The sequence below is a fragment of the Flavobacterium arundinis genome (assembly GCF_038289855.1).
Classification (GTDB): Bacteria; Bacteroidota; Bacteroidia; order Flavobacteriales; family Flavobacteriaceae; genus Flavobacterium; species Flavobacterium arundinis.
Genome location: NZ_JBBYHR010000003.1, coordinates 164,049 through 179,581, shown reverse-complemented (window position 1 = coordinate 179,581; position 15,533 = coordinate 164,049). Strand labels below are relative to the sequence as shown.

At 45.2% G+C, this 15,533-nt stretch carries 17 protein-coding genes; 4 read left to right on the top strand and 13 right to left on the bottom strand.

The genetic code is table 11. The features are described 5' to 3' along the window. Positions 1-2: 2 nt before the first annotated feature. From AAEO56_RS06400 to AAEO56_RS06390, 3 genes are read left to right on the top strand one after another with little or no spacing between them, the layout of a single operon-like run. Positions 3-986 carry a hypothetical protein gene (locus tag AAEO56_RS06400; RefSeq protein WP_341696205.1) on the top strand — a complete coding sequence of 328 codons (984 nt, stop codon included), beginning with the start codon at positions 3-5 and terminating at the stop codon, positions 984-986. Further along, positions 955-1,656 carry a PRTRC system protein B gene (locus AAEO56_RS06395; protein ID WP_341696204.1) on the top strand — a complete coding sequence of 234 codons (702 nt, stop codon included), beginning with the start codon at positions 955-957 and terminating at the stop codon, positions 1,654-1,656. The genes AAEO56_RS06400 and AAEO56_RS06395 overlap by 32 nt, the downstream gene beginning before the upstream one ends. Beyond that, complete coding sequence (locus tag AAEO56_RS06390) at positions 1,656-2,441, top strand: PRTRC system ThiF family protein (protein WP_341696203.1); 786 nt, start codon at positions 1,656-1,658, stop codon at positions 2,439-2,441. Before AAEO56_RS06395 ends, AAEO56_RS06390 begins: the two co-directional genes overlap by 1 nt. Here AAEO56_RS06390 and AAEO56_RS06385 read toward each other — a convergent pair. The 13 genes from AAEO56_RS06385 to AAEO56_RS06325 form a co-directional block, all read right to left on the bottom strand. After that, positions 2,427-2,579 (bottom strand): hypothetical protein, encoded by a 153-nt coding sequence (locus AAEO56_RS06385; RefSeq protein WP_341696202.1) that lies wholly within the window; start codon positions 2,577-2,579, stop codon positions 2,427-2,429. The two genes, AAEO56_RS06390 and AAEO56_RS06385, sit on opposite strands and share 15 nt — an antisense overlap. 88 nt (positions 2,580-2,667) lie before the next feature. After that, positions 2,668-3,831 carry an IS3 family transposase gene (locus AAEO56_RS06380; RefSeq protein ID WP_341696201.1) on the bottom strand — a complete coding sequence of 388 codons (1,164 nt, stop codon included), beginning with the start codon at positions 3,829-3,831 and terminating at the stop codon, positions 2,668-2,670. A gap of 30 nt (positions 3,832-3,861) precedes the next feature. Continuing rightward, on the bottom strand, positions 3,862-4,968 hold the full coding sequence (locus tag AAEO56_RS06375) for an IS3 family transposase (protein WP_341696200.1): 1,107 nt from the start codon (positions 4,966-4,968) through the stop codon (positions 3,862-3,864). Between the two features lie 129 nt (positions 4,969-5,097). Then, positions 5,098-5,349, bottom strand: a complete 252-nt coding sequence (locus AAEO56_RS06370) for a hypothetical protein (protein ID WP_341696199.1) — start codon at positions 5,347-5,349, stop codon at positions 5,098-5,100. A gap of 286 nt (positions 5,350-5,635) precedes the next feature. Then, on the bottom strand, positions 5,636-6,526 hold the full coding sequence (gene traN / locus AAEO56_RS06365; protein WP_341696198.1) for a conjugative transposon protein TraN: 891 nt from the start codon (positions 6,524-6,526) through the stop codon (positions 5,636-5,638). A 17-nt stretch (positions 6,527-6,543) separates the two neighbouring features. Then, entirely contained in the window at positions 6,544-7,839 is a 1,296-nt protein-coding gene (gene traM / locus AAEO56_RS06360) for a conjugative transposon protein TraM (RefSeq protein ID WP_341696197.1), read from the bottom strand. 31 nt (positions 7,840-7,870) lie between these two features. Further along, positions 7,871-8,104 (bottom strand): hypothetical protein, encoded by a 234-nt coding sequence (locus AAEO56_RS06355; protein ID WP_341696196.1) that lies wholly within the window; start codon positions 8,102-8,104, stop codon positions 7,871-7,873. Between the two features lie 12 nt (positions 8,105-8,116). Then, on the bottom strand, positions 8,117-8,740 hold the full coding sequence (traK, locus tag AAEO56_RS06350) for a conjugative transposon protein TraK (protein ID WP_341696195.1): 624 nt from the start codon (positions 8,738-8,740) through the stop codon (positions 8,117-8,119). A gap of 17 nt (positions 8,741-8,757) precedes the next feature. Next, on the bottom strand, positions 8,758-9,753 hold the full coding sequence (traJ, locus tag AAEO56_RS06345; RefSeq protein WP_341696527.1) for a conjugative transposon protein TraJ: 996 nt from the start codon (positions 9,751-9,753) through the stop codon (positions 8,758-8,760). Between the two features lie 15 nt (positions 9,754-9,768). Next, positions 9,769-10,398 (bottom strand): DUF4141 domain-containing protein, encoded by a 630-nt coding sequence (locus AAEO56_RS06340; protein ID WP_341696194.1) that lies wholly within the window; start codon positions 10,396-10,398, stop codon positions 9,769-9,771. Positions 10,399-10,422: 24 nt separating this feature from the next. After that, positions 10,423-12,918: a TraG family conjugative transposon ATPase gene (locus tag AAEO56_RS06335; RefSeq protein ID WP_341696193.1), complete on the bottom strand. Its 2,496-nt coding sequence runs from the start codon at positions 12,916-12,918 to the stop codon at positions 10,423-10,425. Then, positions 12,915-13,247: a DUF4133 domain-containing protein gene (locus AAEO56_RS06330; protein ID WP_341696192.1), complete on the bottom strand. Its 333-nt coding sequence runs from the start codon at positions 13,245-13,247 to the stop codon at positions 12,915-12,917. The genes AAEO56_RS06335 and AAEO56_RS06330 overlap by 4 nt, the downstream gene beginning before the upstream one ends. Before the next feature lie 10 nt (positions 13,248-13,257). Then, positions 13,258-13,563 (bottom strand): DUF4134 domain-containing protein, encoded by a 306-nt coding sequence (locus tag AAEO56_RS06325; protein ID WP_341696191.1) that lies wholly within the window; start codon positions 13,561-13,563, stop codon positions 13,258-13,260. 273 nt (positions 13,564-13,836) lie between these two features. On the opposite strand from AAEO56_RS06325, the gene AAEO56_RS06320 reads away from it, so the two are divergent. Continuing rightward, a complete protein-coding gene (locus tag AAEO56_RS06320) occupies positions 13,837-15,402 on the top strand; it encodes an SIR2 family protein (protein ID WP_341696190.1) in 1,566 nt (521 codons plus the stop codon). The last annotated feature ends 131 nt before the right edge of the window (positions 15,403-15,533 follow it).

The following is a 15,533-nucleotide window of genomic DNA, read 5'->3' as shown; positions in this document are numbered from 1 at the left end:
ACATGGGGCAGGCTTTGACAGGAGGTACAAGGAAAGATAGTTTTTACCGCAGCTTTGCGTTGCTTTGCAACCATTACGGTATAAACCCTGTTGATACCAAAGGGTATGCCTATCCATATAGCAAGGATGTTGCCCTGCACGAAGCAGGCAGGCTGCTCAACCAAAAGTACCCGCAGCATATTGAACTTGAAGTGTTGGAAAATAACGGAAATTTCATAGTACAGGCTACGGAAATCTGCTACACAGGCAACACCCTTTTTTACATTCCTGTACTGCCCGTGCATTACATGAGGCAGGATAAGAAACACCGAAAAGCAGCACGGCTGCTGCTCTGTATTTTCAGTTACCTGTACCATACCGCACATATTCCGTATTACACCGAGGACAGCTTCCTGTACTGGCATTATGAAATGGTTTCCGAATGGATAACCAACGACCCCGATGATTGGGAACAGACAGAATATTACGAGTATGTGAGCCAGTTACGGGCTGCCCTGCACTACGGGGGAACGATGTTGCGCAGGCTGTGGAATACAGTACACCTTGACCGCTTCGGGGAATGGCTTGCTGATTTCAAACCCAATGACCCTTTTGATAAGCAGTGCTACAGCGTTGCCAAAAAATTTTACACGCTGTGGCAGGATTATCCTGAAACCTCCATATATACAAACGCCGACACAAGTTGCCTGCCTAATTTCGATAATGGTGACTATGATGATTATGAGTGCATCACTATGGAAAAATATATCGGGTTTGTGGCATCGACCGAGGGGTGGCTGTATGAAAACGTACAACAATCGGTAAACGCCTACTTTAATGAAAGCGTATCAAAGCAAGAGCCTGTCCTGAAACGCTGCTTCGACGGGCAACCGCAGGACACTGACACCCTCGGTTTTGAATGCCGTTTGTTCCCGCTTTTAAATGAATTGTGCTACCTCTTAAACAATTATGACTATGACACCAAACGTTCAACTGTATCAGCCTAAAGCCGCCCTTATCGTTTTCACGGCAAGCGGTTTTGCTGCCCCGTATATTGAATATTATGACATGGACGAGCGTGGCTGCCCTGTAAACCCACACCCTTTGACCGTTAGGGAAGCACAAAGCCTCGCCAAAGCCCTTGATACCCGTGAGTACGCAGGAAAGGCATTCCTGCGCCCCGAGGGCGTACTGCCTGACAACGTTCTGCACCTCGACCCGTCCGAAAACGGCAGCTTGGTATGGTACACCAAGCCACAACGCCAAAAGCTGTACTTTGCCGAAAGCCTTGGATTGGAAAACGGCATGGTTGCACTTCCTGCACTCGTTTGGAAAGCCAATAAAAAAGAGCTGCAAATCTTTGCACTTAAAGGCATAGCCAAACCCAAGGCCGAAACCCCTTTATATCATGCACCGTTTTTTAACCTCTACCAAAAAGGCTATGTCTGTATGGGAACGGTAAATGTTGCCATTAAATCCGCTGCCAGTTTGGAGGAATTTATTAGCGCATGGCACGCCTATTTTTTTGAAAGCTATTTTTCGCACCACATAAACGAACATAACCCCGTTGGCGTAAACCTGTTTAATCTCTACAAAGGACTTATGGCAGATACTGAAAAGACGTTCCCGACCGATACACTGAGACCGACACCGCTAATCCTCAAAAATTTATTATAATGGAAACGAAAATAAAAGCGCATTTTACCGCCCCCGAACTTTTAAACCCTACCAACCCTGTAACGGTATGCCTTATCGGGGCAGGCGGTACAGGCTCACAGGTTTTGACAGGATTGGCACGGATGTCCCACAGCCTGCAACAGTTAGGGCATGCAGGTTTTCAGGTTAGCCTATGGGATGATGACACCATAACCGAAGCCAACCGTGGCAGGCAATTATTTGCCGAATGTGAAGTGGGCTTGTCAAAAGCGGCTGTTCTTGTCACACGCACCAACAGATTTTTCGGGACAGCCTGGAAAGCCGTGGAAAAGCCGTTTACCGCTGCTACCGCCACAGGCAGGTATGCGATTTATATTTCCTGCGTGGACACCGCTGCCGCACGGTTTGCAATTGCCGAAGTATTAACGGAACTGGATTTGCGTGAAAGCCATTCCGATATACCCCGTTACTGGATGGACTTTGGCAACAGCAAAGACACGGGGCAGGTTATCTTGTCTACCATCGGCAGTACCAGACAGCCCGCTTCGGAAAAGTTTATCCCCGTGGGTAGCCTGCCACAGCTAACTGAAGAATTTGCCGAACTGCTAAGGCAGGGCGATACCGAAGACCTGCCAAGTTGCTCCCTTGCAGAAGCACTAGAAAAACAAGATTTGTTCATCAATTCAGTACTGGCACAGATGGGATGCAGCCTTTTGTGGCAGCTCTTCAGGCAGGGGTTTACTACCGAAAGGGGGTTTTTCCTGAATTTGGGGAATTTTCGCAGCCAACCGTTAGCGGTTGGCTGATTGTTCCGTACCCCGGCGCAAAAAGGCAATCCCTCCCTTACGGTCGGGAACGCCTTTTTGCGTTTTAAAGCGGATGCGTCCGCCCAGCAACAGCATCGGGGAAACCCCTGCTGCATTTGCTGTCGGGCGCGCTCCCATAAAAGCTTTTGATAAGCTTTACTCGATACCGTACCTTATTTTTTAATTGAGTTCTTATCACACTTTATATGATACACACTTTAAAGCCTCATTTTAAATTATGTATTTTATGGAATTCTTCGATGGTTTTATAGCCTAAAAAAGAATGCCTCCGTTTTTTATTGTACCAATTTTCGATGTACTCATATACTTCGGCCTTCATTTGTTTTCTTGTCAAAAGTGTGCCTCCATAAATTAATTCCAACTTCAACGATCTGAAAAAACTTTCGCATACAGCATTATCATTATGATTTTGTTTACGGCTCATACTCTGCCTGACAAACTTGTGGGCATTTAAGGCCTTAGAAAACATCTTATTGGCATATTGGACACCTTTATCGGAATGAAAAATCAAATCCTCCGTAATTTTCCTGTTTCTAACCGCCATTTCCCAAGCAGGCAAGCTAGTTTCTTTAGTGGTCATTCCATTACTCAGGCTCCACCCAATAATTTTTCTGTCAAAAAGGTCCATAATTATAGTAAGATATACAAAGCCTCTGACCGTTTGAATATAAGTGATGTCTGAAACCCAGGCTTTGGCAGGTGCAGCAACAATAAACTGCCGGTTTAAAACATTTGGAAATATATAATGGTTGTGATTGGAATCGGTGGTCGGTTGATATTTCCTTTTGGTCTTACTGCGGAGGCCTAGCATTTTCATATAAAGGGTTACCTGTGAACTCTGTATCTTAAAGCCCCGTTCGTGAAGCTCTTTTGTAATTTTTCCGCAGCCATAGGTTTGTTTATGTTCATTAAATATGGACACAATCTCCTGTTTGAGTAAAATTATTCGGGATTCCGTATCTGAGAGTTCCTGATTTTTTCTTCGGTAGTAAGTAGTCCGAGACACGCCCAATACAGCACACATTTTTAAAATTGAAAATTTACCCTTATGCTCTTCAATGAATTCTTTTGTTGCAATTTTTCCCTGAATGACAGGTCCGGTGCCTTTTTTCAAAATTTCCAAAGCAACTTCAGAATCTTTAATTTTATTTTCGAGTTCAGTAACTACAGATTGGTTGGGCGTTAATTTTAAGTAACCCGCTCCACAAAAACTTCCTGCCCCATATTTTGCAAAGTCCTGCCGCCATCTGTTCAGGCAACTTGGCGTAATTCCCAGTTCGCGTTCAATAACGAGAATTTGTCCCTTGCCTCGTTCATAACTTAATTTAACGGCATACTCTTTAAAAGCACGGTCATATTTTTTTATCATCTGAAAGGTGTTGAGTTATACCCGATGCGTTTATTTGGTACAATTTCCGGAGAAGGCTATCAATGCTTCTTCGATTTGTTTTTTTGTCACAGAATTGTCTGATTGTGCCAATTCAGACTTAAGTGAGTTAAAAAAGTTCCCTGGTATAGCATTATCCAAATATTTTCCCTTCCGGCTCATACTCCTGATAACACATTTATAAGAGGCCAGTTTACGGGTAAATAGCTTATTGGCATATTGCGGACCCCGGTCGGTATGAAAGATTAATTCTTGCTCTATTTTTCGGTCTTTGATAGCCATTTCCCAGGCGGGTAGCGACGTTTCCTTTATTGTCCGCCCATCACTAAGGCTCCATCCAATAACTCTCCCGTCAAATAAATCTATAATAACTGTTAGAAACAAGAGCCCCGTTACTGTGTCAATGCTCGATATAGCCGAGACCCAAACCTGATCAGGTTTTTCAGCGTTAAATTGCCGGTTTAGAACGTTAGGAAAAATACAGGGATTATAGGGTATAAATGGTGAACTATACTTGGATTTATTGCTGGTGCTTAGCTTACTTACAAGGCCGAGTTTTTTCATATAAAAGCTAACCTGAGCAGGTGATAAGTTAGTGCCCCGGCTTTTTAATTCTTCCGAAATTCTTATATTCCCATAGCGCTGTTTGTACTCATAGAATATAGCAGTTATTTCTTGTTCCAATAAAAGACTCTGTAGTTGCCTGGGAGACTTTGCCTGGCTCTTCCATTTATGGTACGTACCCGTTAAAATCCCCAAAGCTTTACACATTTTCCATAACGGGTATTTGTCCAAATTGTCCTCAATAAAGTGGAAGATCATAGGTTTCCCCGCAGCGATATGCTTACTTGCTTTCTTAAAAATTTCAACCTGTAGTTCTGAGTCCCTTAGTTTTTTTTCCAAGTTTCTTTTTTGTTCAGAAAACCTTCTTTGCTCAGGATTCCTGATTATTTTTCCGCAAAAACTTTCTTCCCCAAATTTTTTATAGGCCTCATACCATCTATAAACGATTACATGCGCTACGCCAAGTTCTTTAGCAGCTTTAAAGCGATTCTTTTCAAGTACCAGTTTTATTGCCTTCTCTTTGAAATCGCGATCGTATACTTTGTGTTTTTCCATTTATGAAACTCCCAATTTACTATAAGCAGTTGTCTTAAGATAAGGGCTTGCTGGTAGCATTTTCAATTTTTATTTGTTTACATCGTGACCTCACAACCTCACGGGAATTGATTTCCAATTTTATTGATCTCATTGCTGCTCTTTCCAAGTTCTGTAACCTTCAAAAAGTCCTGCAATACCTTCAAATTCAATGAAAGCGATCAACTCCTGTCTGCATTTGGTTTTAAAACCTTTGAAACAGGTAATTTTTTGCAATGGGATTGCACTTAGTTCAGCAACCGAGGAAACCTCAACCATTTCAAAAAAGGAGAGCATCCTCTGGCTGAATGAAAATTTACTTTCAGAAAGCTTCATGTGAAGTTTAGATGCAATAAATGCCATGGCCTGATCTTTAAATGGTAACCAATGCGGTAAGTGCATTGACAGGGCCAAAAAAATAGGCGCAGGCAACCACACTTACGGACACTGAGGCACTGGTATACCTAGACTTCGCATAAGCGAGCGCCCACGCCGTAGCATGAGCGTCTCTACTTAGCCTCGAAGTCTTTAAAAATTACCAGTTTTCAGTGACGAGACTTAAAGCAAAAACACTTTAAGATTTTCAATATTTACAACAAAGATAGCAACCTTTGACAAGATGTGCAATGCTACACAGGCGATTGCCAACTTAGAATTTCAGCCGGAGCTTTGTCAGGGGCTCTGCCTTTAAAAGGTCTGCGTTTCTTACCTTAAGACGCTGCCCGCGCCCGCCGTTCTTCTCGACCATTTCGATTTCCAATACCTGTCCCTTAGTTAAGGTAAAAACATCCAGTAAGTACACATTCCTTTCCTTACTATTGCCTGCAACAGTAAGGAGTGGCTTGTATAAACGCAGGGGTTCCAGTGTACGTTCCTGGACTACGGTACGCTTGGCCACCTTGCGATCAACAATAGCGAAGCGTATAAAATCAGGTGTAAAGGGCACATGTGTTGTATTTTCAGTTTGGATATGGAAATAGTACTTCCCACCATGTATATAGATGCCCCGCAGTGAGAGGGCAATTCCATAGCCTTCGGATTTAACTTTAAGCTGCCTTTCATCCTTATTATAGAGGGATTCCATTAATAAGCCCGTCAGCGTGGCCGGCGTTGTACCGAGCGCTTCAAAACGGATGTCAGCAGCCTTATCCCTGGAAGATGAACGCATACCTTTCGAAAGGTTATGGCTCATGACCATTGGGTGGTCGCTATAACAAACGTCAAAGCTGTAGAATTGCCCATCCTCAGTAATTACGGAGAAATTGCTTTCGGTTTGAAAGCCGGCTACTGCCGCCTTCACGCGCAGTACGTTATCGGCATCTTCCGCTTTCCCCGCGACAATGTTATCGCTTCCCAGATCCACATACCGGATGCCGGAGGGAAAAATAATATGGGAGGTCTTTTCATAGGTTACTTCTATTGCATAGGGTTCCACTTTCCCTAAGGCGATCACCTCATCAGGGTGTACCTGTGCCAAAGTGTTATGTGCGATACCGCACAGCAGTACGAGCATTGCGATGGTAAACTGTTGTATTTTCATTTGATTTTTTATTTTAGTTATTTATCTTTTGATACGAGGAAGACCTGGTAGCCAGCATTGAGGTTCGCCTTTTGGGGCTTTACCCTTTTGGAAAAGTAGCCTGAGATGCCCTGGAGCAGCCCCCTGGTGGCATCCGATGTGAGCTGCTGCCCCGCATTGCGGTTGATCGTGAAGCCGCTGCCTGCAGCGTTACCCATATTGGCAAGGGTGCCGTTCACTGCGGTTACTTCCGGTGCGTACGGCAGGTTGAGCCCTTTCTGCCCGTCAAGGTCATAGGCCGAGAGGTCTACCGGTATGATTCGGCCATTTACTTCAAGGGATACTACCTGCAACTGCAGGCGGCTGGTCTGGAATTTCGCCGTAGCCGTTACGATAAACCCTGCGGGAAGGGTGGCACCACCAAGCCTTGCAGGCTGCAGCAGGCGCAATTGTACGCTGCCCTCACCGGTTAATTTCACGGACTGGTGCACGCAGGCCCTTAGCGAGTTGGCAGGCTGCACCATAGGTGCCGGTTTACCCGCGGTATGAAAATTGCTTTTAGCTACAAGTGCTAATTTTTGTAACGCCAGTGAATCCGGGACATTTTGTACGAGACGGGATACCACCGATTGCTTTGCCGGCAGTACTTCCAGATAGTTGTGATTATCTTCCTGTTCGGCTTTATTGCCGATGCTGTCCTTAGCCACCGCTGTTCCCGGGAAATATTTTGCTGCCATCTGGTACGATTTTTCCATGAGCTGCAGCCGGTCCAAGGTCCCGTTACGGGGCTGGCTTTCCTGCCCGAGCTGCTCCCTAAGCTTTTCATTTTCCTTACGCAACGTTTCCTGCTCGGGGTTTTCCCTGTAAAAACTGCTAAGGGAACGTTGCATGTTCCGGTAGCTGCCCAAAGCGGGGTTAGCCGCCCTGCCCTCCGTGGGAGCATCAGGCGCTTCTTCCATCAGGTCGGGCTCCTTCGTCGCCCTTGCAGTGCTGTCCACGTGCCAGTAATCCGATAAGGTCATCAGCGCTTCCCGCTTTGCCTTTTCCTTTTCCCTAAACATTTCCTGCTCATACGCCTTGCCCTTATCCGCCGGCAGCGCATCTTCGGTTGCCTGTGGTACCGCATCGTTGATGCCGATCGTAACAGCCTCTGTCTTCTCGTTTTCGGACCCCCCGCCGAAGATGAGATACAGGCACGCTATAAATAGGATTGCCATTACAGCAAATACCAGGGGCTTCTTAAGCTTCTCCCTGTTCATCCTGCTGCGATTTCCATCTCGGGCAGGCTGGCCGCTTTCCAAAGAGCGGTCCTTTTCTTGGTTATTCTCTTTCATTGTTCCCGTTTTTAAGTTCTTTTGTATTTTCTTACTTCGTTCCCTTATCTATGCCGTTTGCTAAGGGGTTCGTGATGTGCTTAATAGGCATCTCTCTTTGTTGCCCGACCTGCACGATGACCTGCACCAGTACTGCCAGCGTGATGACCAGGTAGCCAGCGAAGCTGTAGAGTACCACACGTTTCCTTTGCACCTGCGGCAGCTGCTTCCAGTGGCTGTCCATCCTGTCCAACCACGGCTCCAGCGATAATTGTAGCTTTCTCATAATTTAGGTCAGTTAACGTTCCAATACTTCCACATCCTTATTTTCTACTACGCGGAATTGCTCCATCGTAAAACCCTGGGGGTTCTCATCGGACCGTACCGAATTGACCAACAGGCAAGAGGTTACAAGGCTTCTTCGCGTAACATTGCTGGAACGGATGATATATTGCCTGGCATAGGTCCGTACCGTATAAGGATAGTGGTCAAAGTCGCACTGCACGCTGTCAACCTCAGTGCGCTGCTGCACATTTCCCGAGATGATACGGCTGTAGTAGCCTTTTTCTGCAAGGTCCTTGTAATAATTAAAGGCACTTTTATCCGCGAGGTTGAACGCCCTTCTCATGTTACTTTCAATCGCAGCCTTATCCGGCGCGAGTGTAAAAAAAAGCTCGTGGAAGCGCCTGACGTGCTCACGCGCCTCTACCGGTCGGTTCACCGCGGCATCCTGCGAAAGGGCGACCATCAGCGACTTGCCCTGATCCAGTACATACACCTTTTCACGCTGCTCGCGGGCAAAGCGATACGATTCCCAGATCGCATACCCAGTGATGCACAGACAGACCGAGGAAAAAATAATGGCATACAGCCGGATCTGCCTGAAACTGTTCTCTATGTTTCTTAAGGTTTTAAATTCCATAATTCTGTTTTAAAAAGTTATTGGTTCATAAGCCTCCCACTAATGTTTCCCGTAGCGGCTCCCGTTGTTGCGCCTGCAATATTGCCGGCCTTCTGGGTCGCCTGGTTGACATTTCGGGTATAGTTCCCGGCGCCACCCGCCTGTATGATCCAGCCTGTTACCGTCGGGATGGTAAAATAGCCGATAATGCCGATGATCATAAAAATGATGTACACCGCATTGGAGGTGTCCGGTATAAAGGTGGGGTCGGAAAGCTGCTCAATGTCCCGCTCCAGGATCAGTGACTGTATCTTAGCCAGCATGGCGCTGAACAAATCCGACACCGGAAGCCACAGGTATACGCTGATGTATCGGGTGAGCCATTGGTGCAGCGTGGACTGGAAGCCGTCCCAGACGGAAATAGCGAAAGCGATTGGTCCCAGTATCGACAGCACAATCAGGAAAAAAGTCCTGATGGTATCAATGACAAGGGCTGCTGCCTGGAATAGGATTTCGAGCAGTTCCCGAAACGCATTCCGTATATCCTGCTTCAACTGGTACATCCCACGTTCAAGGTACATCCCCGACATGGTTGCAAGGTCGGAAGGCGACCAGCCCAGCTCTTCGAGCTGGCGGTCAAACTCCTCGTCCGACACCAGGTACGCGGTCTCGGGGTTGCGTAGCATCGCTTCATGCTCCAGCTGGTCTTTTTGCGCCTGTAGTGCATTAAGGTCAAGTACCTGTCCCTCCAGTATGCCATGCGTGCCGGTAACCACCGGGCTAAGCACCGCATTCATCGTACCGAGCACCATAGTGGGGAAAAACATGATACACAACCCTAAAGCAAAAGGCCTGAGCAGCGGGAACATATCGATAGGTTCGGCACGGCTGAGCGCCTGCCAGACCTTCAGTGCCACGTAGAAAAGCGCACCCAGCCCTGCAAGCCCTTTAGCCACAGCCGCCATCTCTGCCGAGAGTGGGAGCATCTCATCATAGAGTGTGCGCAGCATCTCGTGCAGGTTGCTGAATTCAATTTGCAGCACCATAGCCTACCAGTATTTTTGCCCGGAGGTTCCGTAGAGTTCCAGGACACGCTGGGTGTCGTTCCTCTTCTTGGCCCTTATAAAACTGACCGAAATATTCTTATGGGTGTAGTAGCGGACCAGGTTGTAGTAGTCCCTTACTTCGTTGTAAACCCTTTCGATAATGTCCATACGTTCCTTATCGTTAAGGGAAAGCGACGAGGCATTGATGATCTGGCTCAGCTCATTGAGCAGTTCCGTACTTTCATTGAGCAGCCTGGAATAGCCAAAAGCTATGGCGTTCAGCTCCTGCGGTCTAAAGTTGGGGTCGTTCAGCATATGCCCAAAATTCGTGACATACATATCCGAGATATCGCCTACCAACAATACTGTCTGCTGTACCTTGCGTGCATCCCTGACCAGGTTGTTGACGGCTTTCAGGGCATCATAATATTCCTTGCCCTGTTCGTACACTTTCTTCACCTCTTTAAAGCTGTCCAGCGTGTTGCTCGCCGTCGCCGATGTTTCGATAATCTCGTTAGCCGTATTAATAATACCCTGCGCATAACTTCCAGGGTCACTTACAACCCATTGCGCCTCTGCCGGCGCGGCTGCCAGCAGCAGGGCAGCCCACACCAAATAAATTGCTTTTTTCATAATATTGATTTTAAGTGTTTATAATTATTGCTCGCGGCGCTGTGCCGCGATACGCCGGATGGCGAGCTCTACATTGCCACCCAACTCGGCGGCCAGTTCCATCACTTCCAATTTTTCGCTTTCCTCTGTGGTATAAGCGAGGTATTCCTCAAGGCTCACTTCAGTGGCATACACTGCCGACTGGGTACCCCCAAGGCCGATCCATACTTCCTTGTAAAGCCTGGAGGGATCATTGTTCATGTTAATGGATAGCACCTGCGCTTTTTCTTTTTCAGTCAGTCCCAGCATGGCCTGGATGTCATCAAACTTGTTCATGTACTTGCGCTGGTCCAGCAATATCTTGCAATCCGAATTGTTGATGATGCTTTCCTTTACAATCGGCGACTGTATGATGTCGTCGACTTCCTGCGTAACCACGATGGCCTCCCCGAAGAATTTCCTGACCGTCTTGAACAGGTACTTGATGTACTCCGCCATACCTTCCTTGGCAATAGCTTTCCACGCTTCTTCAATAAGGATCAGCTTCCGCTGGCCCTTGAGCCTGCGCATCTTGTTGATGAAGACTTCCATGATGATGATCGTCACGATCGGGAACAGTATCTTGTGGTCTTTAATGGCATCGATCTCGAAGACGATAAAGCGTTTCGCCAGCAGGTCGAGCTGCTTTTCCGAATTAAGCAGGTAATCGTATTCTCCGCCCTTATAGTAGGGTTCCAGTACATTCAGGAAATTGGCGAGGTCAAAGTCTTTTTCCCGGACTTTCTTGCCTTCCAGTACCTCCCTATACTCGTTGCGCACATAGTCGTAAAAGCCATTGAAGGAAGGATGTTCCTCATCCTGTTTGATCCTCAAGATATAACCGCTCACCGCATTGGAAAGCGCGACCTCTTCTGAGCGTGTTGGCGGTTCGTCGTCCCGTTTCCATAAGGTCAGGATCAGGGTCTTGATACTTTCCCTTTTCTCGATATCAAAGACGCCATCATCGGTGTAGAAGGGGTTAAAGGCAATGGGGTTATTTTCCGTATAGGTAAAATATACACCATCCTCCCCTTTGGTCTTCCCGTGGATAAGTTCGCAAAGCCCCTGGTAGCTGTTACCGGTATCGACCAGTAAAACATGGGCACCCTGCTCGTAATACTGCCGCACCATATGGTTGGTAAAAAACGATTTCCCACTGCCCGAAGGCCCCAGAATAAATTTATTACGGTTGGTAATAACGCCTTTTTTCATCGGCAGGTCGGAAATATCGAGGTGGATGGGGTTTCCGGTCAGCCGGTCGGCCATCTTCAATCCAAACGGTGACGGTGAATCCCTGTAGTTGGTTTCCTGGCTAAAGAAGCACAGTGCCGGTTCTATGAAAGTATAGAAGCTTTCCTCGCTGGGGAAGTCGCCCGAGTTTCCGGGGATGCCTGCCCAATATAGGGTGGCCGCATCGGTGGTATTGTGCCTGGGCTTGCATTCCATCAGTGCCAGGGCGCTGCCGGTATCGTTCTTGAGCTGCTTGAGTTCTGCGGGATCATCAGACCATGCCATTACATTGAAATGGGCGCGGATGCTCGAAAGGCCGTACGAATGGGCTTCGTTCAGGTAGCGCTCGATCCATTCCTTGTTGATTTGGTTACTGCGGCTGTAACGGGCGAGGGAGTGCATGTTCCGGGCAGACTTCTCGAATTTGTTCAGGTTGTCCGCGCTGTTGTCCAAAAACAGGTACTGGTTGTAAATATGGTTGCAACCCAAAAGCAGCCCGACAGGCGCAGCAAAGGACAGCCTGCAATCACTGCGGTCGGTAGAGAGCTTTTCAAATCTCGTATCGGCGCTGACGCTGCCCGGCAGGTCATCGGTATCGGATAGGGTATGCATACACAGCCTTTTGTTGCCTACACGCACTTCTTCCCCATGCAGGGCTATATCCTGAAGCGGCTCGGCTTCTGCTGTGGATAAGGTCAGGTATTGCTCGAGCAAACCCATACGTTCCTCCGTACCTACAATGTCCTCTTCACTCATTCTTGTGATTCTCACAAGTCCTGAATCGTTGATGATACGCTCAAATTGCGCTACGGCTTCCATAAACTGGTGCACCGTTTCTTTATCACGGGCCTCTTTAGGCACCAGCCTGCCACGGCACAGCGATGAGAAATTGCTTTGCATTTGCATACGCTCCTTCGTGGTTTTCGTCAGGAACAGGTAGCAGTAATGGTTCAGGAAGGGGCGCTCGTTAAAATGTTGCTTATACGACCTGCCTAAAAAACTTAGCCCGTCTTCGGCAAGGTCAGGCGTATAGCTTTCCTTGATATACCAGTCCTGCTTATGTACTACCGAATAGTCGGGCAGTGTCTTGACCGCTTTATGCCACGCGGCATGGATGGCCTCATATTCTGCCGAGGCGACTGTAAAAAGTTCCGGCACCTGCACCATAAAGCAGGCTGTGATATCGGCGTCTTTGCTCAGGATGCAGTTCTCCTCGACAGCCAGTAGCGGGAACTTTTCTTCAAGTGTCCTTTTTTTGGAAGTATTCTTCATTGTTGTTCTTTTTTTAGGTTGGACCTGATGAATCTGCCTGGTTTCCTGCTGCTGATGATATACTTCGGGTGCCGCTTTTTGGCGGCGAGCTTCATAAGCCCATGTTCGCCATGCTTTTTGTTTAAAGAAAACGTCTGCCATACGAGCAGCGAAGCGCCACCGACCCCGATACCAATGCAGGCGTAAGAGCTTACCCCGGCTATGTATAGGATCATGACCAGCACCAGTATCCCGAGCAGCCCTCCGGCAAAGATGAAGAGGTATTGTGCCTTCAGTCCCTTAAACTCCACCGTCCTTCCAATCCCTTTGTTGATATTGTACTTGTTCATACTATCCAGGTTACAGGAAGAAGGATTGCAGGATCGTAGCAGCCACAATAAGGAATATGCAGGCTCCAAACCAACTGGCTGCTGTTTTGCTGGTGTCCGGGTCGCCGCTGCTGAATTTGTTGTAAACCTTTACACCCCCTATGAGCCCCACGACTGCGCCGATGGCATAGATGAGTTGTGTGGCCGGGCCGAAATACGAGGTGACCATCTGTGTGGCTTCTGTGATACCTGCCGAACCGTCTCCCTGGGCGAAAGCCCCGGATACTGCCAGTAGCAACGCTGCTGTAAACAGTAGTTTTCTGTTTTGATTTTTCATAACATTTACCGAATTAACTGATTATTAATTGCCTGCTAAGGGCAGGATTACAGTAAAGGTTAAAAACAGAATTATAAAATTCTGAAACTGGCCATTTAGCTCTTTTTTTGGCACTCTTTGGCACAATTACAAAATATTTTATCATTTATCACAAAGAATAACATCAAAGCACACTGCAACCTTAACATATTTTTTACATTTACGATGTCATCTAATTTTTATAACTGATGGCTTAAATACAAAAGTTAAAAATCTATATAATCTGACTTACTGATGAATTTTGAATCGGACTTTGAATTACATTTAAAAAAGTTTAATACTTCCCCCTATTTTTTTATAGGCTCTGGTTTTTCCTCTAGGTATATAAATAATGAAGGTTGGGCTGATCTTTTATCGAATGTTACCAATGAATTAAAATTAAAATCAAGTTTTCATTACTATAAATCTAAATCTGCTAACGATTTAACGGCAGTGGCAACATTAATGGCTACAGATTTATTTGAAGATTGGTGGAAAGAAGAAAGATTTGAAGATAGCCGTAAAGAATTTGAGAAGAGTGTTCAAGACACTGAAAGCCCTCTGAAGTTTGAGATATGTAAATATCTTTCGAAAAATGAGATGACAATTAATCCTGAGTTGATTTCGGAATATAGACTTCTTAAAAAAGTTAATATTGAAGGTATTATTACCACAAACTGGGATTTACTTCTTGAAAAGACTTTTCCAGAATTTAATGTCTTTGTTGGCCAGGATAAGCTTATTTTTAATAATTCAATAGATGTTGGTGAAACTTATAAAATACATGGGTGCGTTACTCATCCTGATAGTCTTGTGGTTACAAGTAAAGATTATGAAGAATTCCATCAAAAAAATCCGTATTTGGCGGCAAAGCTACTCACAATCTTCATGGAACATCCTATCATTTTCTTAGGCTATAATATTGGAGATAAAAACATTCATTCTATACTTGCGTCTATAATTAAGATCCTAGATAGAAAAACTATCGATAAACTGAAAGATAGGTTGATTTTCTGTGAAAGAGATTTATCGGTAACTGAATGTATTATGAGTGATGGAAATTATTTAATAAATGAACTAAATTTACCTATCAAGCGTATAAAATATAGTTCACTTGATGAGGTATACAAAGTTTTAGCAAATAATAACCGTAAGTTGCCAATTAAGATTTTGCGCCATATGAAGCATATGGTTTACGATTTTGTCAAAAACTCAAGATCTAAAAGTAAAGTTTACTTAGCCGATGATTCAAACATTAATGACTTAGATATGGAAAAGGTTCAGTTTGTATATGGATTCGGTATCAAAGAAAACTTATCAATCTTAGGCATCAAAGGTATAACTTCAAGAGATTTATTACTTGATGTAATCAATGATAATTTAAACGTTAACCCTTCAGCTTTATTATCAGCAATTCCTAATTTGCAAGGGAAGTATTTTCCTTATTTTAAATATCTGAGGTCAGCGAATTTGTTAGACGAAAAAGGAGACATACCAGCCAACGATGAAACGAAAGAGCTGTCACCTGCATTTATAGAGAAAGCAAATAATATAAGAATTGAAGATTTTTATCCGGCGACTCAATATCATTCAAAGAAAGAGTACATTAATAGTAAGTATAATTCTGTCAATGAATTAATTGCTGGGGAGTCAGATGACCATGTACCACTATTTATCCCTTTTCTCGATTTAGATAAAATTGATCCGAAGAATCTATTAGATTATATAAAAGGTAAAGATTTGAAAATTGAAGATCTAAAAACCCATGTTAGAAAATTGATTTGCCTCTACGATTTTATTAAATACAAACAACAAAAGTAATTTGCTGTATGAGTAGCAACTTTGGACATTAAAAATTTATTTTTTTAAATAATACGAGAATGCAAATGATGTATTCTTGATAGCAAACTTTCCTGTCACAGATATTAGAATTATATAATTCCACAAGAAGG